The sequence below is a fragment of the Persicirhabdus sediminis genome, from assembly GCF_016595495.1.
In the GTDB taxonomy this organism is placed as follows: domain Bacteria; phylum Verrucomicrobiota; class Verrucomicrobiia; order Verrucomicrobiales; family Akkermansiaceae; genus Persicirhabdus; species Persicirhabdus sediminis.
This window is the reverse complement of the sequence record NZ_JAENIM010000043.1, coordinates 71,074-91,994: the sequence shown is the minus strand read 5'-3', so window position 1 is coordinate 91,994 and position 20,921 is coordinate 71,074. Positions and strand designations below refer to the sequence as shown.

18 protein-coding genes are annotated in these 20,921 nt (G+C 51.3%); 8 read left to right on the top strand and 10 right to left on the bottom strand.

What is annotated here, in order from left to right:
- Window positions 1–91 precede the first annotated feature (91 nt).
- Together JIN82_RS13310 and JIN82_RS13305 are read right to left on the bottom strand one after the other, a co-directional pair.
- Window positions 92–1,765 carry a DUF1318 domain-containing protein gene (locus tag JIN82_RS13310; protein WP_200312148.1) on the bottom strand — a complete coding sequence of 558 codons (1,674 nt, stop codon included), beginning with the start codon at window positions 1,763–1,765 and terminating at the stop codon, window positions 92–94.
- A 54-nt stretch (window positions 1,766–1,819) separates the two neighbouring features.
- The gene (locus JIN82_RS13305; RefSeq protein ID WP_200312147.1) at window positions 1,820–2,953 is read right to left on the bottom strand and encodes a hypothetical protein; all 1,134 of its coding nucleotides are present in this window, start codon (window positions 2,951–2,953) and stop codon (window positions 1,820–1,822) included.
- A 300-nt stretch (window positions 2,954–3,253) separates the two neighbouring features.
- On the opposite strand from JIN82_RS13305, the gene mnmA reads away from it, so the two are divergent.
- Complete coding sequence (gene mnmA, locus JIN82_RS13300; RefSeq protein ID WP_200312146.1) at window positions 3,254–4,336, top strand: tRNA 2-thiouridine(34) synthase MnmA; 1,083 nt, start codon at window positions 3,254–3,256, stop codon at window positions 4,334–4,336.
- 66 nt (window positions 4,337–4,402) lie between these two features.
- Here the strand turns inward: mnmA and JIN82_RS13295 are convergent, their stop codons facing one another.
- From JIN82_RS13295 to hflX, 5 genes are all read right to left on the bottom strand, one after another.
- Complete coding sequence (locus tag JIN82_RS13295; protein WP_200312145.1) at window positions 4,403–4,813, bottom strand: hypothetical protein; 411 nt, start codon at window positions 4,811–4,813, stop codon at window positions 4,403–4,405.
- Window positions 4,814–4,905: 92 nt separating this feature from the next.
- Window positions 4,906–5,274: a hypothetical protein gene (locus JIN82_RS13290; protein WP_234042016.1), complete on the bottom strand. Its 369-nt coding sequence runs from the start codon at window positions 5,272–5,274 to the stop codon at window positions 4,906–4,908.
- A 1,103-nt stretch (window positions 5,275–6,377) separates the two neighbouring features.
- Window positions 6,378–7,385, bottom strand: a complete 1,008-nt coding sequence (locus JIN82_RS13285) for a L,D-transpeptidase (protein ID WP_200312143.1) — start codon at window positions 7,383–7,385, stop codon at window positions 6,378–6,380.
- A 248-nt stretch (window positions 7,386–7,633) separates the two neighbouring features.
- The gene (locus JIN82_RS17525; RefSeq protein WP_200312142.1) at window positions 7,634–8,890 is read right to left on the bottom strand and encodes a L,D-transpeptidase; all 1,257 of its coding nucleotides are present in this window, start codon (window positions 8,888–8,890) and stop codon (window positions 7,634–7,636) included.
- Between the two features lie 38 nt (window positions 8,891–8,928).
- Complete coding sequence (gene hflX / locus JIN82_RS13275; RefSeq protein WP_200312141.1) at window positions 8,929–10,224, bottom strand: GTPase HflX; 1,296 nt, start codon at window positions 10,222–10,224, stop codon at window positions 8,929–8,931.
- A gap of 163 nt (window positions 10,225–10,387) precedes the next feature.
- Here hflX and JIN82_RS13270 point away from each other — a divergent pair, with 163 nt between their 5' ends.
- Complete coding sequence (locus JIN82_RS13270; protein WP_200312140.1) at window positions 10,388–10,810, top strand: RNA-binding S4 domain-containing protein; 423 nt, start codon at window positions 10,388–10,390, stop codon at window positions 10,808–10,810.
- A gap of 32 nt (window positions 10,811–10,842) precedes the next feature.
- On the top strand, window positions 10,843–11,196 hold the full coding sequence (locus JIN82_RS13265) for a low molecular weight protein tyrosine phosphatase family protein (protein WP_200312139.1): 354 nt from the start codon (window positions 10,843–10,845) through the stop codon (window positions 11,194–11,196).
- A gap of 792 nt (window positions 11,197–11,988) precedes the next feature.
- Here JIN82_RS13265 and JIN82_RS13260 read toward each other — a convergent pair.
- Window positions 11,989–12,585, bottom strand: coding sequence for a TFIIB-type zinc ribbon-containing protein (locus JIN82_RS13260; protein ID WP_200312138.1), 597 nt, complete (start codon window positions 12,583–12,585; stop codon window positions 11,989–11,991).
- A 106-nt stretch (window positions 12,586–12,691) separates the two neighbouring features.
- Here JIN82_RS13260 and JIN82_RS13255 point away from each other — a divergent pair, with 106 nt between their 5' ends.
- The 5 genes from JIN82_RS13255 to JIN82_RS13235 all read left to right on the top strand — a co-directional run bounded on the left by JIN82_RS13255 (window position 12,692) and on the right by JIN82_RS13235 (window position 18,336).
- On the top strand, window positions 12,692–14,647 hold the full coding sequence (locus tag JIN82_RS13255; RefSeq protein ID WP_200312137.1) for a CASTOR/POLLUX-related putative ion channel: 1,956 nt from the start codon (window positions 12,692–12,694) through the stop codon (window positions 14,645–14,647).
- Between the two features lie 315 nt (window positions 14,648–14,962).
- A complete protein-coding gene (locus JIN82_RS13250) occupies window positions 14,963–15,322 on the top strand; it encodes a PadR family transcriptional regulator (RefSeq protein ID WP_200312136.1) in 360 nt (119 codons plus the stop codon).
- Window positions 15,306–16,256 (top strand): LemA family protein, encoded by a 951-nt coding sequence (locus JIN82_RS13245; protein ID WP_200312135.1) that lies wholly within the window; start codon window positions 15,306–15,308, stop codon window positions 16,254–16,256. Before JIN82_RS13250 ends, JIN82_RS13245 begins: the two co-directional genes overlap by 17 nt.
- A 3-nt stretch (window positions 16,257–16,259) precedes the next feature.
- Window positions 16,260–17,753 carry a TPM domain-containing protein gene (locus JIN82_RS13240; RefSeq protein ID WP_200312134.1) on the top strand — a complete coding sequence of 498 codons (1,494 nt, stop codon included), beginning with the start codon at window positions 16,260–16,262 and terminating at the stop codon, window positions 17,751–17,753.
- A 1-nt stretch (window position 17,754) separates the two neighbouring features.
- Window positions 17,755–18,336: a hypothetical protein gene (locus JIN82_RS13235; RefSeq protein WP_200312133.1), complete on the top strand. Its 582-nt coding sequence runs from the start codon at window positions 17,755–17,757 to the stop codon at window positions 18,334–18,336.
- An 88-nt stretch (window positions 18,337–18,424) separates the two neighbouring features.
- Here JIN82_RS13235 and JIN82_RS13230 read toward each other — a convergent pair whose 3' ends face one another.
- Together JIN82_RS13230 and JIN82_RS13225 are read right to left on the bottom strand one after the other, a co-directional pair.
- Window positions 18,425–18,739, bottom strand: a complete 315-nt coding sequence (locus JIN82_RS13230; RefSeq protein WP_200312132.1) for a hypothetical protein — start codon at window positions 18,737–18,739, stop codon at window positions 18,425–18,427.
- Between the two features lie 656 nt (window positions 18,740–19,395).
- The gene (locus tag JIN82_RS13225; protein ID WP_200312131.1) at window positions 19,396–20,013 is read right to left on the bottom strand and encodes a L,D-transpeptidase family protein; all 618 of its coding nucleotides are present in this window, start codon (window positions 20,011–20,013) and stop codon (window positions 19,396–19,398) included.
- Between the last annotated feature and the right edge of the window lie 908 nt (window positions 20,014–20,921).

Sequence of the window (20,921 nt, the reverse complement as noted above, 5' to 3'; positions counted from 1 at the left end):
ACGTAAATATGAAGCTCACATGCAAAAAATTGGGCCCGTGGTTAACCCAAACCACGGACCCGGTACTCACGTATTGCATTCACATAAAAAACTATCTCTGCAGCCAGATCTCAACGCGGCGATTTTTTGCGCGGCCACTTTCAGAAGCATTGTCAGCTACGGGCAAGGCCTCGCCAAAGCCAGCTACCTGAATTCCCTGCACGCCCTTACCAGCTAACATGTCAGCCACCTTTTGTGCGCGGCGCTCAGAGATCCGCTGGTTGCTTCTAGCTGCTCCCACATTGTCGGCAAAACCTATCAAAACCACCTGCACGTCGTCATAATCAGGATCAGCTAAGAGTTTGGCCAGACGATCTAAGTTATTCAGCGAGTTGATATCCAGCTGATCGGAGCCGCTGCGGTAGCGCAAGTTAGACTGTGTATCGCGGCGATCTGCCATTTCTATCAAAGCACGATAATCAGCTGGCAAATCAGCCATTTCCAATAAGTCTTTTTTCAATTTATCCGCATTGCTGAAGTCGCGTTTGGTTGAGCGACCCTGCCCCACTAGGCCAACCTGATCGACCACCTTCTGGCCAGCTTCAGACATGGTGAACTTCACAAAATCGCGGGTAAATGCCGAGGCATCTGTAGGCATATAAAAGTACAAAAGGCGGCTCAGCGGGTAATCCTCCGACTTCACTGTTAGTCGGGTGGCCTCCAGCGCTCGCGCGCCCTCACCAGCCTGCACTGGCACCGCCTTCACTGAGGTATCCACGTAAGCGAGGCCAATGAAGCCAATGCCAGCTGGATCTCCAGCTACATTGAGCACCAGCTTGCCGCTGTCCTCGTAGCGCTTTACATTTTTCTCAGCTAGAGACAATTTGCTAGGCTTGAGCACCTTTGATTTGAAGGTATCCCAGGTGCCTGAATGTTCATCTCTAGCATAAATGTGAACTGGCTGGTCTGGCCCACCAAGTTCTTTCCAGTTAGCTATCTTACCTGAAAACAATCCAGCTACCTGCTCTACAGTTAGGGTACTCACTGGGTTTTCACGGTTAATGATCACCGCCACACCATCCAGCGCAATCGGGTACTCACTCGCAGCGCTGCGGATGTTGCCAATGCCATTTTTACTCAACAAGGCCACCTCTTTATCCTTAGCGGGGCGAGACGCCATGCCGAGATCACAAAATTTTCCAGCTAGGCCTAACTCATCAAGCTCGCCACTTCCGCTAAACGCGGTGCTAGATCCATGTGCTTTGATTTCCACCAGACCTAATGATTTTTTCCCTGGCTGGCTGAAGCGGATGAATGACTCAACTCCCTGCTTTTCTATCGAAATATCACGGTAACCGCGCTCAATTAAAAATTTCTGTACCAAACTTGGCGCTAGGCTCGCCCCCACAGTGTTAGAACCATGCAGCTTCAGCAAAACCTCGTAGTCAGGAGCCGCCGTATCGACGCCCATTTTTTGCGCAAACTGCGACGCCACCTCATCTTTGCTCATGCCTTTGATAGAGGCAATGATGGTAAACTGGCGAACGCGATCGGCATTCTCATCCTCAATCGCCGCCTGTGCACTGGTCGAGTCCACACCAGCTGCGATCTTCAATGTTCCAGCGGCAGTCTCCTGCGCCTTGCCATCCTGTTTGAGGTAATCAATCAATACCTTGCGCGCTGTCCGGCGCTCATTGATCTCCTTGAACTCTTGCTGGTCAGCCATGGCAAAGGTGCTCATCGACCAGATGAGTAAACATAACACCATCTTTGGCAACTTTCTCATTATCATCATCTTGTTTGTATTAATCCTCAAATTTGTAAAAATTCAGCTATGTCCTTAATTGCCAGTCATCATATCGATGAGACTCTCGCTCTGGCTGGATTTTTCTTTTTCGCCTTCCCCTACTAACAGATCATCCAGAGAAATCTCATCCGCCACCTTTTCAGTGCGATCTACAGCCACCATCGCATCCAAATCGATCTCCAGCTTGGCCACCTCTGCACTCTTCTCAGCAGGTGCAGCAGCTACTAACATATCCAGCTCAGCTGGCTGGCTCACTTCCGCTACTGATGCTGTCACCTCTGGTGATGGCTCAACCACTTGCGCTTCAACTACAGCCTCAGCCAGTCCAGCTAGCTCATCCTCAGCTTCCACGCTAAGCTCAGTCGGCTCAGCAGCTACTGACATTGGCGGACTCTCACGATACACCGTCACAGGCGTAGAGTGACTCTCGTCACCAAACATTAACATAGCCACCGCCGCTATAGCGAGAACAGCTACCAAGGTCGCGCAGCCAGCTAACATCATCCAGCCACTTGAGTTAGACTTCTGCTCAGTCTGCCCCTGCATCTTGGCATTTTCTATCATCACTGCAATCTGCTGAGTGTCTGCTGCTAGAGGAACCGCCACCGTGGATGTTGTGGTCGGCATAGAAGTCGATAGAATGCTCTGCAAATGCTTAACTGGCACATCCATGATGCTAGAGATCGCCTTCTCTAATGACACCGCCGGCGCATCTTTATTTTCAAACCCCCACAAGATCATCAACCTTTCTTGGCCCTGGTCATCTTTGTATAGACGGTATTGCTGGATGGCTCGCCGTGGATTGGGCACCTTCAGATTGAGCAATATTGACCGCACATGGTTAGGCAATCCCTCATCAGCTAGACAACGTTGTGAGCGAATCCACCCCTCCATCAATCGTAAAATCTCACCCTTAGGAATATCAGCGATGTTCTTCACTGCCTTGCTCTTTGCCGCTCTATCAATCCCCTTGTCATCTATCGCGCGGTAATAATATTCGCCCTCAAGACTAACAACCTCAGGAAAGGTCAAACCAAAGTTGCGCGATAAAATCGCCTGCACCTCAGCTGAGAAATAATCTCCCTGATGGCTAGGCGCTGATAGACCTGGCATTTTGACCATTTGCCACTTCCCCAAATCAACTTTCAGCGCTTTCTCTCTACTCATACAACCTCACCCATTTGGGTGGATCATACCTACACCTATTCACCCCAACAGACGCAGTGCCTTTCTGTTACAATACCGTGACATCTAATCTATCAATGGTATTTTAACAGGAACTAACATCAGACCAGGAAATCATCCACTTCGCCAGAATCGCTGCCTTCATGGGCAGCGCCATTTCGGCAAGCCGCGCAGCCAGTGGCAGAATCCACTGCCGCCCCGCGGATTAGGCAATTTCCCAGCTGGCTGGATGGGTGAAAATTCGCATTTGAAATCTGGCCGATGCCAGCTAGCTTGACGCCCATGGCGAAGATACTTGTCGGACTTTCAGGGGGTGTAGACTCCAGCGTAGCAGCCGCACTCATGCTTGAGCAAGGGCATGAGGTCACTGGCGCGTACATGAAAAACTGGATGAATACCGATAATATCCCCGGCGAATGCCCGTGGGAGCAAGACGTAGAAGACGCGCACGCGGTGGCCAAGCACCTTGGCATCGAGTTCCGCGTGGTTGATTTGATTGACCAATACTCAGAGCGCATCGTCGACTATTTATTGGAAGGCTACCGCAGCGGCATCACGCCCAACCCAGACGTCTACTGCAACCGCGAGATGAAGTTTGGCGTTTTTCTAGACTACGCGCTGGAGCAGGGATTTGACGCCGTAGCTACTGGCCACTACGCCCGCCGCCGCGAGCGCAGCAATGGCACCGCCGACATCCTACGCGGCGCTGATCCTAATAAAGACCAAAGCTATTTCCTCTCACTGATGGAGCAAAAACAAGCGTGGCACGCGCGTTTCCCCTGTGGAGAAATGCTCAAACCGCAAGTACGCGAAGTCGCCCAGCGGTTAAATTTACCCGTCGCTAATAAAAAAGACAGCCAGGGCATCTGCTTCATCGGCAACATCAAGATGAGCGATTTCCTGCGCAACTATGTGCCCGATAGCCCCGGCGACATCGTCGATACCGAGGGCAACAAACTGGGCCGCCACAAAGGGCTTCACCTCTACACGCTCGGCCAGCGCAAAGGCCACGGCGTCGCCTCACCACGCGATGGCATGCCTTATGTTGTCGTCGGCAAAGATGCTGAGACAAACCAGCTGGTAGTCGGCTGGGATACCTCTGACACACCTGGCCTCTACGCCAGCTCGTGCATCGTCGGCTCGGTCTCGTGGGTCAACCGCGTGCCTGAGGGCGTCAGCAAAATTGAAGCTCAGCCGCGCTACCGTGCCAAATCTGAGCCGGTCACTGTCACACCGCTGGAAAATGGCAAGTGGCAGGTCGACTTCGCCAAACCACAGCGCGCCATCACCGCGGGCCAGATCTGTGCCTTCTACGATGCCGGCACGCTGCTCGGCGGCGGCGTATTTGAAAAAATCATCAGCTAGGCGCATCGCCAGCTCCAGCTAGCCAGCTAGTTTATACCATGCTCCCTTTAGCTGGAGGCAATGGTCTTACTCGCTGGCTTTCTTTTTGGAAAAAAACCGTTTGGTCACCGTGTACAGCGCCCAACCACCAATGAGGAAATACAGGCCAGCCATCAGGCCAGCTAACAGGTAGCCGCCAGAGGTGTAAGAATCATCGGGTCCGACGATCGCGTATGTTAGGTGACTGACAAAGCTGTAGCCAGCAATCACTACCGTTGGGCTAAATAATAACCATACACCCCAGAAAACAATGGGGTTAGTGCGTGGATTCGCCGCAGTACGGCCAGCTGTGACCTTGCCCATTTCCCACGGTGCGGTGGAGGCGAAGTCATCTAACGGTGCCTTACAATGCTCACAGCGAGAAGCTCGCTCATCGTTAGCTTCGCCACAGCGAACACAAATCAAATTCACCGTTTGGTCATTTTCTGTGTTGTCCATACCGTCTCACCCTATCAGTAAATCATTTATCAACAAGCATAAGCGGTGACTTTCAGCTCGTGTCAGCTGGCTGGCAAACAATATCCAACTAACTAATAAAGGCTGTTTGGATCGCCACCGCCATATCTAGCTAGATGCGCTTGCATGTGTTGCTCGAGATCCCATCTAGGTTTCTGACGTGCTGCCCACAAGATCACCGCTAGCCCGAATATAAAAAAAATACCTAGCAAACCCCAGACGCCATTGAGTCCAAAATGAATTGCTAGATGCACACAGCCCCATATCCACGCCAGCGCAGATAACATAGAAAGTACAAGATAGACGCCACCCAGGTCGACCGATGACGGTGAGGAGAATGCCAACATGATAACCACACGCAGAACCACCGCAACAATCAATAATAAGGCAGCCAGCCCATTATGAGGAAAGTGTGAGAGCCCAGCCCTGCGGCTATAGCGCACCTGGCTCGTTAGCTCGTTTGTGATAGAACCAGCTTGCTTAAACCCTCTCAGCCGAGCTTTCCTTGACCTATCTCCAAAGGGCTCATTCCCCCTTGATCTCTTTTGATCACTATTCATCGTTTGCCACCTCCTTGGTTTCATGCCTCCATAAAGAGACAGACAACTGACTTGTTCAGCCAGCGGGACATGTCAAGCGAGCTGAAGAACTAGCTGGTTATATATCAACGCTTAATCGTGTTATTTGACTGTCATTTAACCTATCTGACCGCCGGTATGACAATGCCACTAGTTATATGAAAATGAGCCTGCAGCGGCGCAAACTAGCTCCAAATAGAATCGCAAACGCCTGAGGCGGGTACAAAAACTAGATGATTCAAATGCAAATAAACAGCCAGCTAATACAGGCTGTTAGGGTCACCACCTCTGAATTTACCAGAAGATGGGTTCTGGCTCCTTCCCTTATCCCATTTGGGCTTTTGGCGCCCCGCCCAATAAATAACAGCGAGGCCAAAGATGAAAAAGATTCCAAATGCCCCCCAGATACCAGGCAGGCCGAAATTTTTAGCGAAATGAACACACCCCCATATCCAAACAATAGCTGATAGAATAGACAATAAAAAATAAACTGTAAGCTGTGTCTGTGATGGCGAAGAGTAGCCAATCATCACAACTATTCGCAGTAACAAGGCCGTGATCAATATACAGGTCGCTGCAACCCCATGATGAAATCGATAGCGAGGCACTCTGATCTTAGAAGGTACTGGGCTCTCTGGCTCAGCTGAAATCGAACCAGCTTGTTTAAACCCACTCAGGCCAGCTCTCTTAGACGCTTCGCCAACTCGTTCACTTATTGCCCTTGGCTTGTTATCCTCACTCATCATCGTACATATTCTCCTTAGCAGTAATCCTCTATCAAGACTGACAAATGACTGATTCACCCAACTAGACAAGTCAAGTTAGTTCACGGAAAGAATCGTTAGGTGACGCAGGTTAACCGATTTAACTTCTGGCGAAATTCTGCCTCGTTAGAGCCTCCGGGCAAAAAAATACCAGTGGCTCAGCTGCTGAGATCCACTGGTAGATGATTTGAAAAACGATGTTAGTTAGCGGATTTCCACTACGGCGCCAACGCCAGCTAGATGAGGCACGCGCACAGCATCCCAGTTCGCCATGCGGAAGCAGCCAGCGCTGCGTGTGCGGCCGATGGTTTGTGGCGAATCAGTACCGTGGATGCCGATGCCTGATTTTGTTAAGCCAGTCCAGATAACTCCCACAGCATTGTTAGGTCCGTAGGGAATGCTCAGCGCCTCCGTACCACGCACTCCTGTCTCGAGGAATTGCGGGTCGTAGCGCCATGTCGGCAGCTCGATAGAATTTCTAATATTCCACATGCCGCGCTCGATGAATTTTTCATGACCCGGCGTCATTGGAAAGCTAGCTACTAAGCTCATGCTCACCGCTGGCTTTTCCTTGCCGCGGCCAGCTGGATGGACTAACTCACGCTGATAAAAGTAGATCATGTTGTACTTGGTATCGAGAATGATGTGGCGGGCTTTGAGGTCTGGGTCGCCACGGTGCATGCGCCCGTGTTTGAGATTTTCTATCTGAAATGGGGTGACGTTAGGCACCTTGACGATGGTGAGTGGTTTGGCACTGGCCATGTAGCTATCGCCATTGAGCTGCTTGAGAAACTGCGGCGTGGTATGGTAGCGCTCAGCCATATACTCGAGGTAGCTGCGGTAGCTCATCATTTTCTCCTCCACCTGCTCGATGCGTTTATACGGCAGCTTTGGGTTCACAAATTGGCTAGCGTGCTCCGGGATAGCTACGTCGATGTAGGCCTCAGGGATGGCCTTGGCGGCCTCGTGCATGACGATGCCCCAGTCGTTGAGGTCGCGGCCACGGCTGCTATTGTACCCTTGAATCGCGTAGGTGGTAAATTTCCCCGGCTTGCCGTCGATGCCACCGGGACCAAAATTCTTCTCATCGAGAAAAATCTGCAGTCTTACGGCTTCTTCGATATTAGCTGGTCGGGCGTCTTTTGCGGGAATTGGCGGCTCGCTGGATCCACCAAAGAGCTTGAATTGCGCCGAGAGGGTGGCCGTTGCCATACAACTGATGGCCACGAGTAGTGCGGTGATTTTGCGGAGCATATCACCATAGAAACGCTGCTCGGAGGTGAATTTGTGAAACTGTTAGCGCGCATGTGTCATACAGAGGTTTACATCTATATGAATAAAATTCTCGCTCAGATGGCTTTAGCTAGCCGCGCCCATAGGAGGAAAAATGGCATTTTTTCCCGCCAGCCCAGCCACTGGGCGAAAAAACTTCCCCGCTGTGCGAGCCAGCCAGCTAGATGCTAGCGAATTTCTACCACCGAGCCTACGCCGGCGAGCTGAGGCACACGCACGGCGTCCCAGTTGGCCATACGGATACAGCCAGCACTGCGCGCGCGGCCGATGGTATGTGGTGAGTCGGTGCCGTGGATGCCAATGCCAGATTTGGTCAATCCAGTCCAGATCACGCCAACCGGGTTGTTTGGCCCAAAAGGAATGGTGAGCGCTTCCTTGCCGCGCACACCGGTATCGAGAAATTGCTGGTCGTAACGCCAGGTCGGTAGCTCGATGGAGTTTTTGACATTCCACATGCCGCGCTCGATGAATTTTTCCTGCCCCGGAGTGATGGGAAAGGCAGCCACTAGCTGCATTTTTACCTCCACGGTATGATTGTCAAATTCGCCACCTTTTTCGATCAGCTGGCGCTCGTAGAACGAGATCATGTTGACCTTAGTATCCACGATGATGTGGCGCGCTTGCAGCTGTGGATTTCCACGGTGCATGCGCCCGTGTTTAAGGTCTTCGATTTTGAATGGATGCACGTTGGGCACTTTCACCGTGGTGCGAGGCCCAGCATTGTTCATGTAGCTGTGGCCGTTGATTTCTTTGAGAAACTCAGGCGTGGTATGGTAGCGCTCGGCGATGAACTCAGCCATGCTGCGGTAGGACATCATCTTCGCTTGCGCCTGCGCTGGCCGTTTGTACGAAAGGGTCGGGTCAACGTAGTTCTTAGCCACCTCGGGAATGATCGCCGTAGCATACGGGCTAGTCACCGCCACGGCAGCTTCTTTCATCACACTGGCCCAGTCGTCAGCATAGCGGCCAAGGCTGGTATTATACGCCTGAATCGCCTGTGTGGTGAACCTTCCCGGCTTGCCGTCAATCACCCCAGGGCCAAAGTTTTTGCTGTCCAGATACACCTGCAAACGCACCGCTTCTTCAATGCTAGCTGGACGTTCTTCCACCAGCTCAGCCACCGAGCCAGTCGGCTGGCCGAGCGGAGATGGGGAAACTTGAGACGCTGGGGCGGACGCCGGCGCATGTGGTGCTGACGGGACCGGACTCGCAGGGCTAGCAGGAACGACAGGAGCAGCTGGCGAAGCCGGAGCCGCAGGGCTCACAGGTGATGCCGATTGTGCAGCTGGCGCCTGCGGGGTGCTAGCTGGCGCGATGGACGGCAGCTCAGCGGTGGCTGGCGAAGGCGAAGGCGTTGTTTGGCCACTCGCCGTCAGCCAGCTAAAGCTGACCATCAGAGCTATCAATGAACTTAGGGCACGCATGATGATAAGTGTGGGTGAATAGGGATGTCTGCGCTGGCTTAGTCGACCAGGAAATCTTTCAGCTGGCCGGCAATCTTGGCAGGCACAATCGCCGTTACCAACATATCATTGCCATCGTATTCTGTATCGAGAACTTTTGCTTCGCGGTAAATCAGCCCGCTCAGGTCGCCACGCGCCTGCGGAATGCGATAAAGTCGGCGTTTCACACGATCTGCTAGCATGTCTGAGCAGCGGTCCAGCAGCTTGTCCATGCCCTCGCCAGTGCGCGCACTCACCGCGATCGCATTGTCAAATTTCCCCTCCAGCGCCGCAAGCACAGCTGGGTCATCCACCATATCGATCTTATTTAAAACCGTGATCATCTGCTTGTCCTCAGCGCCCAGCTCAGTCAGCACCGAGATGGTGGTATTGTGAAATTCCACCGCTTCTGGCGACGAGGCATCCACCACGTGGATGATGAAATCAGCCAGCACAGCCTCCTCCAGCGTCGACTTAAAGGCCTCCACCAATCGGTGTGGCAAGTTGCGTACAAATCCCACCGTATCGGTCAGCAAAAGCGGCTGACCATCAGGCAGCTCAATCGCCCGCGTAGTAGTATCCAGCGTGGCAAATAGCATGTCCTTGGCCATGATATCCGCGCCCGCCAGACGGTTGGTTAAAGTTGATTTTCCCGCGTTGGTATAACCAGCAATCGCCGCGTGTGGCGTCTGGTTTTTCTCCCGCTCCTTTCGGCGTGTGGTACGTTGTTTTCTCACCTCAGCCAGCTCACGGCGGCAACGGTCAATGCGCTTGTGCGCCATCCGTCTATCCACCTCAATCTGCTGCTCACCCATACCACGGGCAGCGCCTCCGCCACCACCGCCAGTGCCGCCACCACCTTCACGGTCAAGGTGACCCCACATGCGAGCCAGACGCGGCAGCGAGTACTGCATGCGCGCCAGATCCACCTGCAAGCGAGCTTCCTTAGTCTGCGCACGTTTGGCAAAAATATCCAAAATCACCTCCTCGCGGTCGATCACACACAAGTCAGCGAGCTCTTCCCAGTTGCGCTGCTGCGATGGCAGCAAAATATTATCAATCACAATGCAGTCGCACTCATGTGCTCTAGCCAGCTCAACAATCTCCTCCGCCTTGCCCGAGCCACACAAAAACGGCTTCTGCATCGTACGCACATACATCAGCGCAGAATCTGCCACCCCAATGCCCAGACTCTCCACCAGCTCACCCAACTCCTCGAGCAGGCTGATGTCTTCATCCTCATCGCGTTTGTCAAAATTAAGCCGCACCAGTAGCGCGCGCTCCACCATTTCCGGTTTTTCCCTGATCTCAAACATGCTTCACAACACACATGCGCTAGAATTCACAAAAAATCACGCGTAGATTCCATCTTTTCATAGAAATCTTACCAATTCACTCCCCACTCGCCGCCTGCCACCCCATTCAGCCAGCTCATTTTAGCTTTGGCCAATCGCCACCACTCAGCTATCCTAGCCACCTATGGCAGACACCGTACGACTCGATAAATGGCTCTGGGCTACCCGACTCTACAAAACCCGTAGCCTCGCCGCCAAAGACGCCTCCGCTAACAAAGTCAAACGCGACACCCGCGCACTCAAACCAGCCGCCGCCATCAAAATCGGCGACCTGCTAGAAGTGCCCAGCCACGACGGCACCCATAAAAAACAAATCGAAGTCGTCCAGCTCATCGACAAACGTGTCGGCGCGCCACTCGCCCGCGAAGCCTACCGCGACCTCACCGCCGCTGATGTGCTCGCCGAGGCCACCCGCCGCAAAGAAGACCAAAAAGCCAACCGCCAACTGCGCAAAGAAGGCGACCAAGGCAGACTCAATAAAAAACAACGCCGCGCATGGAACCGCGGACTCCATCAGTTCGGCGAACCAGAACAACCATCTAACTAGAAACTAACACCAGCTCTAGCTAGCTGAGCAATATGCCCAATTCTCGACTCAAGCTCTTATTCATTTGCTCCATGAACCAATGGCGCAGCCCAACTGCTGAAAAAATCTACAGCCACCACCACGCTGTGATAGCCCGATCAGCCGGAACTAACAAATCAGCCAAACGCCAACTAAAACCCCACGACATCGACTGGGCTGACGTCATCTGCGTGATGGAAAACCAGCACAAACAAAGAATCCTCCAGCTAGATCCACAAGCTCAAGACAGCACAGACATCTACGTGCTAGATATCCCAGACGACTATCAATTCATGGATCCCGCGCTGATAGATGAGCTACAAGATAGCGTCAACAACATCATCAACGACTATCTACCAGCTGGCTGAAAATTCTACCCGCTAGCTGAGAAAACCTAATATAACAAACAAAACGCCGAAGGCTAGCACCCTAAACAAAACGCAATCCGGCAACAAAACGCCGAGGGCGTGCAACAGCCTAGCCTAGGGTAAGGCAGAGCCGAAGGCTCAACGCAACCCAGGGTCAGCAAACCAACAAGACCCTAGCTCTGCAAGAGCGACACAGACCCCAGCGCACCACCTCACCTAACTAAAAAAAACGCCGAAGGCGTGCAACAGCCTAGCCTAGGGTAAGGCAGAGCCGAAGGCTCAACGCAACCCTAGGTCAGCTAACCAATAAGACCCCAGCTCTGCAAGAGCGACACAGACCCCAGCGCACCACCCCACCTAACTAAAAAAAACGCCGAAGGCGTGCAACAGCCTAGCCTAGGGTAAGGCAGAGCCGCAGGCTCAACGCAACCCTAGGTCAGCTAACCAATAAGACCCCAGCTCTGCAAGAGCGACACAGCCGCCAACGCACCACCTCACCTAACTAAAAAAACGCCGAAGGCGTACAACAGCCTAGCCTAGGGTAAGGCAGAGCCGAAGGCTCAACGCAACCCTAGGTCAGCTAACCAATAAGACCCCAGCTCTGCAAGAGCGACACAGCCGCCAACGCACCACCCCACCTAACTAAAAAAAACGCCGAAGGCGTGCAACAGCCTAGCCTAGGGTAAGGCAGAGCCGAAGGCTCAACGCAACCCTAGGTCAGCAAACCAATAAGACCACAGCTCTGCAAGAGCGACACAGACCCCAGCGCACCACCCCACCTAACTGGCCAAATCAATCTTCGTGCAACAAATAAGACAGCGCCAAATCACGCGCCGCATGGTCTCGCAAACTAGCTTTCAAATCATCCAGCTGGCTGAGCAAATCCTCACCTAACTGGCTTTTCATCCTCTCGCGGCGCTCGGCATAAATCTCCTCATTGCGCACCGCCTGCTGCCACGGCGCTGAAAAAATCAAATGCAGCTCGTCGTGGAAATTCCGCTGCTTTAATGCCTCCCACTCGCCAGCATCCAGCCAGATGCTCCCCTTCAGCGATCTATCAATAGAAAAATCAAACCCGTGACCCACCGCACAACGCATCATCACCGTGCCCGTCTCAGGACAAATCTTTGCATGTTTGCTATCAATGATAGGCGGCGCAATGCCAGCCATCGGCTCGCGGTGTGGCAAACGCTCTGGCTGCTGGTCTAACCAGCTCCAATACGATCCAGCTGGAATAAAAATCCCCCCTGTCTCCACGCACTTAAAAGCTATCAGCCCCTTATCTAAGACCACATGCTTCATCTCTTTATGATTTGCTACCGGACTCTTCATCATTTTTGCCATCACTAACACAACAAATAAAACACTACCAGACCAAAGGCGCTTCATGTCATCCAGCTGAAAAATAACTCATTGAGAACAAATCACTAAATCATCCTTGCCCACAGCCGTAATAATCTATCAATTAGAATGCGAGATCTATCATTCACGCATCATGGCATTCAAAAAAATCATCCGCTACCGCATCGACAGCTTCATGGCCAAGGGGGGCATCTCCATTTTCACCAGCCTCGTCATTGCCTTCCTCGTCATCTTTGTAGTTCTAGCCACACTGCGCGGATTGCTCGCTTGGGGATTCCCTCCCGAGAGCCTAGCCAGCCAGCACCAGCTGAGCTTCACCGGCAATGCCTACATCACCTTCCTCGAGCTCACCGACCCCGGCAACATGGCTCAGGACATCTATTCCTCACCAGCTCACAAATTCTTTGCCGTGATCGCCGGTCTATCAGGCGTGATCATTTTCTCCGCCCTCATCGCCTTTATCACCACCGCCATGGATCAAAAAATCAGCGAGCTCAAACGCGGCCACTCCAAGGTGATAGAAGATGACCACACCCTCATTCTCGGCTGGAATGAACAACGCATTGTCGAAATCATTAGAGAGCTCATCATGGCTAACGAAAGCGAAGACGACGCCTGCGTTGTCATTCTATCAGACATGGATAAAGAAACCATGGACGATACCCTGCGGCTGCGTTTGCCCAATACCCAAACCACGCGCATCGTCACCCGCTGCGGCAATACCGCCTCACTCATCAACCTCGACATCGTCTCCGCCGAGAGCTGCAAATCCATGATCATCCTCGCCGCCTGCGATGAAATGGGCAGCGCTAAAGATAAAACCATGAGCGACGCCAAAGTGATGCAGACCATCCTCGCGCTCAATACGATCAAAGCCCACAAAGACGAAGCCGCCATCGTCGCCGAAATCTACTCACCCACCTACCGCGACATCATCAATAAAACCTTCGCCGAAAATATCGTCACCGTAGACACCGGCGATATCCTCGCCAAACTGCTCGTGCAAACGTCACGCTCCGTCGGCCTATCCGTTGTCTATAACGAAATCCTCTCATACGACGGCTGTGAAATGTATTTCTATCAGGCCGATTGGGGTGACATCAGCTTCGCCGACCTGCCCTATCATTTCGCCGATGGCGTGCCTATGGGAATTCGCCACGCAGACGGCTCACTCAGCCTCAACCCACCGCTAGATTACCAGCTAACTAGTGATGATGAAATCCTCATCCTCGCCGATGACGACTCGACAATCCACTACGAAAACCAAGCCGTCGCCCAGCCAGAAAAACTCACTCTAGCAAACCGCCGTAGCGAACAAAGCATAGAAAAAGAACTCATCCTTGGCTGGTCCAACAAAGTGCCCACCATTCTCCAACAATATGCCGACTACGTACAAGATGGCAGCCAGATCGACATCATGTTACTCGACCCTAGCGATTCTATCAGAGAAGAAATCCAGCTGGCTAATGATACCCTAGAAGGCATGGATATCAGGCTGATAGAAAAAGACCGCCTCAGCATGAATGACCTCACAAGCCTATCGCCGCAAAACTACGACAACATCATCGTGCTAGCTGAAGCTGGACGCGACATGGATGCGCAAAAAGTAGACTCCGAGAACATTGCCACGCTGCTGCTGCTGCGCCACATCTTTGAGCAGGGCAAACACGACCAAAACGGCACCAAGCTGATCACGGAAATTCTCGACTCCATGAACTACCCGCTCATCTCCCAAGCTGGCGTCAAAGATGTCATCATCTCCAACAGACTCGTGAGCATGATCCTCGCACAAATCTCAGAAAGCAGAGACATCAAGCTCGTCTACGATGATATCTTCGAAGAAGATGGATCCGAGATTTACCTCAAACCAGCTCAGCTCTATTTCGATGATCTACCAAAAGTTGTTAGCTTTGCCAGTATGATCAGAATCGCACAACAACGCGGCGAAGTCTGCCTCGGCGTGAAAACTAACCAGCTGGAAAATGACGCCGATCATAATTTCGGCATCCAGCTGATCCCAGAGAAAAATACCACCTTCACACTCCAGCCAGACGATACCCTAGTCGTTCTATCTGAAGATGAATTCTAGCCACTCGCTAGACGTAAATGACCCGCTCTGCCATACATAAAAACAGAGCGGGCCTACATATAATACGAATACGATTCTCATACCCCTAGGAAAATCGCGTCGCCAATAGGTACTATTTTATAAATAATAGTCAACTACTTATTCAAACAATTGATCTACTTGGCGCAAACATATATACCGTCGCATTTGCGAGCTCTTTCAATTCACCTTGACTATTATTTATAAAATAGTAATTTTACTAAACATGATTTCTCACAGTAGTTATTAGAATCTGGTGCTAGACTAATGTCTCCAGCCTGATCTATAATATGCAAAATGAAGCAGTCAGGCACAGAAGAATACTGGTACGGGCAAGTCCGCAAGGGCCTGCTAGAGTATGCAGTATTCAGTGTGCTAACAAGTGGCGAGAACTATGGCTATGCAATCCTCCAAGAGCTGCGCAGTTACCCGTCCATGACCAAGGTCACCGAAAGTGCCGTCTACCCAATTCTAGCACGTTCGGTCAAAGAAGGCTACATCAGCGCTCATAGTGTGAAATCCGCAAGCGGCCCGCCGCGCAAATATTTCGAACTTCAAGCCAAAGGCCGCATCAAGCTCGCCTTTATGCAGAAGTTTGTAAATTCCCTACAGAAGGATTTAAAAAAACTGAACGCTGACTATGAACCCAAGAAATGAGCTGCTCACTGATTACCTCCAGCACTTATCGGAGAGCCTGATAGACAAAGGCTACGACAACGAAGCCCAAGAGAACATCCTCAGCTCAGCCATGTTGCAGATTGAGGAGTTAGGCGGTGGTAGCGACCTCGATAAAGCTAGCCAACTGGAAATACTCAACCAGCTAGAGCCAGCCGAATCCTATCCTGAATTCACTGAAAGCGACGAGTTAGACGAACATTTTGACCTCGATGACATTGAGTCATTAGATTCTGAAATCGTCTACGAAAATGCTGCTGATCCAGAGCTAGTCGAGGAACAGAATCCCCCAGCTGAAGAAGGTAATACTCTTCAGGCCACCAGCCAGATCGAGCAAAAACCACCTAACAAAGTGGCAATTTTCGCCATTGCCGCAGCCGTCATAATTACTCTGATCATCGCCGCAGGCAGCTGGACAATCAAAACTCAACGTCACCTTGTTAGCCTAGAAGAACAAATCAAAGCGAGCCAAGCACAAGTCGATAATGTTTTGCAACGCCGCTACGACCTGATCCCTAACATCGTCAGCACCGTGCAAGGATACGCCAAACACGAACGGGAGCTGCTCACCGAAATCAGCAAATTGCGCAGCGACTGGGCACGCCAAACTGGCGCCGAAAAACTCAGCACCGCCAACCAGCTAGAAAGTAGTCTCAGCCGGCTGCTCGTCTCGGTAGAGGCCTACCCACAGCTGAAGGCTAACCAGATGTTCCAAAATCTAATCATCACCTTAGAAGGTAGCGAAAACCGCATCGCCATCGAGCGCATGCGTCACAACGAAAGCATTAGAGCCTATAACAGCGAGATCAAAAAAATGCCGCAGGCATTCGTTGCCCAAGCCATGAATCTGCAAAACTACGAGGGCTACATCGTCGCCCCTGAAGCTGCAAAGCAAAATCCTAAAGTGCAATTCTAAGCCATGAAATACCGCATTGCACTCTATCTGCTGGTGCTGATAGCCGCTTGTACCTACTACTCATCCGAGCTCGTCGCCTTCTGGCAGCAACAAAAACCCAAGGCGCTCATCGCCTATCAGCTGGATCCATTTCCTAAAAAACCAGCTCAGCTCGCCTTCTACAACGACAGCGGCATCCGTGGCGCCGACGACTACGCGCGCTACGAGCTCAAGCGTGCACACAAAGAGACAGGCTATGAATTTGCCATCGTTCTGCGCCCCACCCTGCCACGCGGGTATTCGCTAGAAAGCTATGCCAGCGAGCTGTTTGATGCCTGGAAAATTGGCGCTAACACTGGCGGCAAAGGCCTACTCTTTCTCTTCATCGAAGATGACCAAGAGCTGAAAATTGAAGTCGGCTACGAGCTCGAAGACATGTACCCGGATACCTTTTGTTTAGGCTTTCAGGAAACCATCAAATCCTACATGTCGGGCAATTACTACGGCGATGTATTTGGCGCCATGATCGCCGCTGTAGTCGATAAACACAATGGCCAAGAAACCTTCACCCGCTTCTCCATTGGTGAGCTCAAACGCGGCGGCATGAGCCAAGGATTCCTATCAGGTGGCGCTGGCGTCAGCACTAAAGATTTTTACAACAGCATCCAGCAGCGAGTCGATCGCTCTATGGAATACGATCCCGCAGATATAGACAGTCGATTTCCAGCTGGACTGACACCCGATGTCACCGCACTGAATTTCCTCTCAGCGCTAGAAAATGGCATCGACTATCCATTTCTCCCCTGCATCACCAAAGGCAGCCAAATGATGCGCTTAGAATACCCACACCCACCAGCGCAGCTGAAAACCATGTGGCAACGCTACGCCGCAGCTGGCCCCATGTACATCATGCAACAAGGCGACCTAGCCGTCGCTCGCTTCAGCAAGGGCAATGCATTCCACCTGCTCATGCGGCGCAATAAAGACAAACAGTGGTTGGTCGATTTCCCAAAAACTTGGGCCTATCAAGCGAGCCCACCAAACAAAAGCTACTGCCGGCTAGAAAACCCAGACAATCAGTGGATGTTTGCCTTTCGCGATTCTAACTGGAGAGTTGCAGACTACCGTGTGCCCACTCCCGCTGATGTCGATGCTGACCCTTACGAACACATCCATCACCTCCAACAATTGATAAAAGCCAACCCTAACGACGCCGACCTCTACTTCCAGCTGGGCGAGTTCCTCTACTACGAGTGCTACTGGATACGCGCCGCCATACGCACGATGGAAAAAGGTCTCGCGCTTGAACCTGATACGCTTGATAAACGATTCATGTGCATCGACATGCGCTTGCGTTTCCCCATGTGGGACGGCGTCACCGACCACTACGAGGCCATGGTCAAACACTACCCAAATTATGAACGCGCATGGAACAGCTATGCATGGTTCACGAGCAGCTGCCTCAATGACAAAAAACTAAACGCCAGCGTGCGCTCAAGAAGCCCATTCCATAACTAACATGACTGCTTCACCTAACTCCATCTACGGCATCATCTCCGCCGCCCTCATGCTTTTCGCTCCGGTGAACGCAGCCGAGAGCATCTTCTCTGGCCCCTATATCTTTGCCGCCCAGCAAAGCTCAGCTGACGAAAAAAATCCCTCGATTTTCGACATCACCGTCGACCCGCTAGATTCCTACAAACATCACCGCATTACCTTGCGCGACAGCTTCCAGTTAGCCTCATTGCAATTCCAGCTGACTCGACTCGAACATCACCAACAGCCCCCATATCTCATCATTGCCGCATGGGCTGGCGACAACGAATACCTAGGCCACTTCCACCTCAAAGATATCAATTTCAAACCAGCTCAGCCGACCGAACACGAAAAACAAAAAAAGTGCCAGACGCTCTACCTCGACAATCTCTATCAAAAGAGCAAATTAGAAGTCGTCAATTCGCCCAACAAAGTAGAGATTCTATACAATGGTGAAATCGTTTTCTTCCACCTATCAGAAACCCCCATCACCTCCATCCGCCTCACCGTGCGAGGTGCTGAGTTGCAAGCAAACCAACTCGTCATCGATAACGACCAGCTGTGACCTCTCAACCGGTTAGAAAACCAAACATCATCTCAAGAATCTGCTGAAACCAATCACCTGATTCTAGCAGAAGATCTAGATTCAAAGTCTAATAGAATTGTAGCTTTGCTTTGTCACCATCACCAGATTCTTTATTCAGTAACTTTTCTAGTTCTCGAATTTTTTTATTTTGCTTTATGACAACCCTATACACCATCAACAGTGTCGTAGTTGTTTGAGCTAAACAGAAGGACAGTGCTCCCACCCCCGTCTTGTTAGGCATTTCAAACATCACAAAATACCCCAGTGTGAAAAAAATTAGCAACATTATGTCAACTTTTTTCCAAACAAATAGAGCACTCGGCCTAAAAAACTCATCTTTTTTCAACTTAGCTATTATCTGCCTCATATCATTAAATAACATTACAGTCTAAATGACTAAAATTAATTAGCCACCCTCCACAACTTTAATATCACAAGACAAGATTACCGAGTACTAGCAGGTTGCTGCAACCTCTAATCGAATCGTTTTGTTATCCAAAATCACTGGATTTAACATTCTAGCTGACTGAATACTAATCCACTGATTTTGAGTCTGTATTTCCAAAAAAAGGTCCGAAGGACCGAGAAACTACAGCCCTGAGCAAGGCCAGGCTGAAGGCCTAACGCAGGTCAGGGTAAACACGCCCAATGACCCTGAAGCCCCAAAGGGGCGAGAGAAAGCCCAGCCAAGCTGATGGCGACAAATTTCTGCTACGGCTGTGCCTATGTGGAGCCCATTCAGGGCTCGGGTTTCGGTGAATCTGCCTCCCCGCGGGATGGCTGCGCCATCGCACGGGGCTGGCATTTAACCATGCCTTCGGCAGTGGAATTCCTGCTCAATAGTGTCATAAAAAATGCCAGACATTTTTCAGCTAGCTGGACCATGATTGCCCTAGCTACAAGGATTACAGCTGAAATAACCTCAGTCGTTTTGGGTTTTTCCGCAGCCGTTCAATTAGCTTGTCTGTCTATTTACACACCAACTGCAACCCTCCTGCGCGCTAGGTTTTTGCGTTGATGATGAAATTTTCATGATGCTTAGCTGCTCGGTGGGACTGTGGGCAGCTGATGCTCCTTGTTATCATCTTCATTGTTGGGATTTTCAGGAATTGGATAGTCCTTCAGCCTCTTGGAAAGCTTGGCGTAGAGATCAGCCTCCCAGCCAATGCCGTCCACCTCAGGCGGTGCGGCCCCAAGACGGAAATCAACAGGCGTAATGATGGTGGTCACATTACTATATCCGTTCTTGGCAATCAGATAGAACAACTCCTCGATAGCCTCATCACCAATAGGTATACAGCCTATCGTAGCACTCGACCCGTGAATGAAGATGTCAAAGCCCAGCTCTTCTCGACCATCTACATCTGCCATTTTCCGATCAAATGAATTCGGGTAATCGAGCTTGATAGAAAGATGGTATGAGCTGTTTGGGTTCAGGTATTCGATCTGGTAGATTCCTTCGGGAATCTGGCCGTCACCCTCCTCCAGCTTGGGGCCCAGCGTACCTGAGTAGCCAGTGAACGGGTAGGAACAAACCATCTCCCAGCCGCTCTCGCGCTGCTTCCAAAGCTCGAGCCGTTGTTCTTTCTTAAACGCGAGAATACTCATCGGTTCGCCATTGGTGAGAGGTCCAAGATCCTGGAATCGTTTAGCCATGAGCGGTTCAAGCTCGTCAAGAACCTGCACAACGGTCTTCTCACCTGTGAGGCGAGCTTTGATTGGCCGCCATATGGGACCACCGAAATGGTAAAATATTACGAGACCAAATGTTGCAACAAGGGCTACTAGGTATGGCTTTCTCGGGAGGTGATTCATTGTTTCGCTAACGTCTAGCACACTAACCACTCAGTGCGCTAGTTTTTTGGGTTGAGGTTAAAATTTTCACATTGGCTATGTTACGTAGCTGGCAAGTGGTTAAGGAATGCAACTTAATCGACTTGTTGATTTATACCGTATGGGCCTATGACAAGACAACTTTAGCATTAGACTCGCAGGAAATTCCCCCCAACCATATCATTTTAGAACTAATGTCTGCCTAGCTATTTCTGCTTGAGCTGGATGAACAAATACCCGCTACGTTCCATTTCCCCTTCGGGGAACGGATCTAGCTGGAATGCAACCACGGGTTGCACTCGCTGGGCTCGTTGACCCGCGGCTAAAATCCTCTAGCCCTACGGGCTAATTCACCACACAGCTCTCCCACACAGCTCTCCCACACAGCTCTCCCACACAGCTCTCCCTCACTAGCTCTCCCTCATTGTAAACCATTCGCACTAGCAGATTGTCTAAAAGGCTGCTTCGGCTCTGACTACTTCAATAGCTTCACACATTCCCAAGGCGGTAAAAAAAATGGTAAGCGGATCTCCCTGCCAACACTCCTAGCTGAATGGGTCATGATGATAGACAAAAAAAACCCGCTTGTCCAGCGGGCTGGAGTCAAGCGGGTTGGTATGGTTGATCGCCCTCGGTGGTGAGGGCGGACTAGCTGGATGTTATGTGCGGGTGGCTAGATTTTCTAGCTGGACGGCCCAGCTAGTTAATTAGTTAGTCCGTGCTGCGAAAGT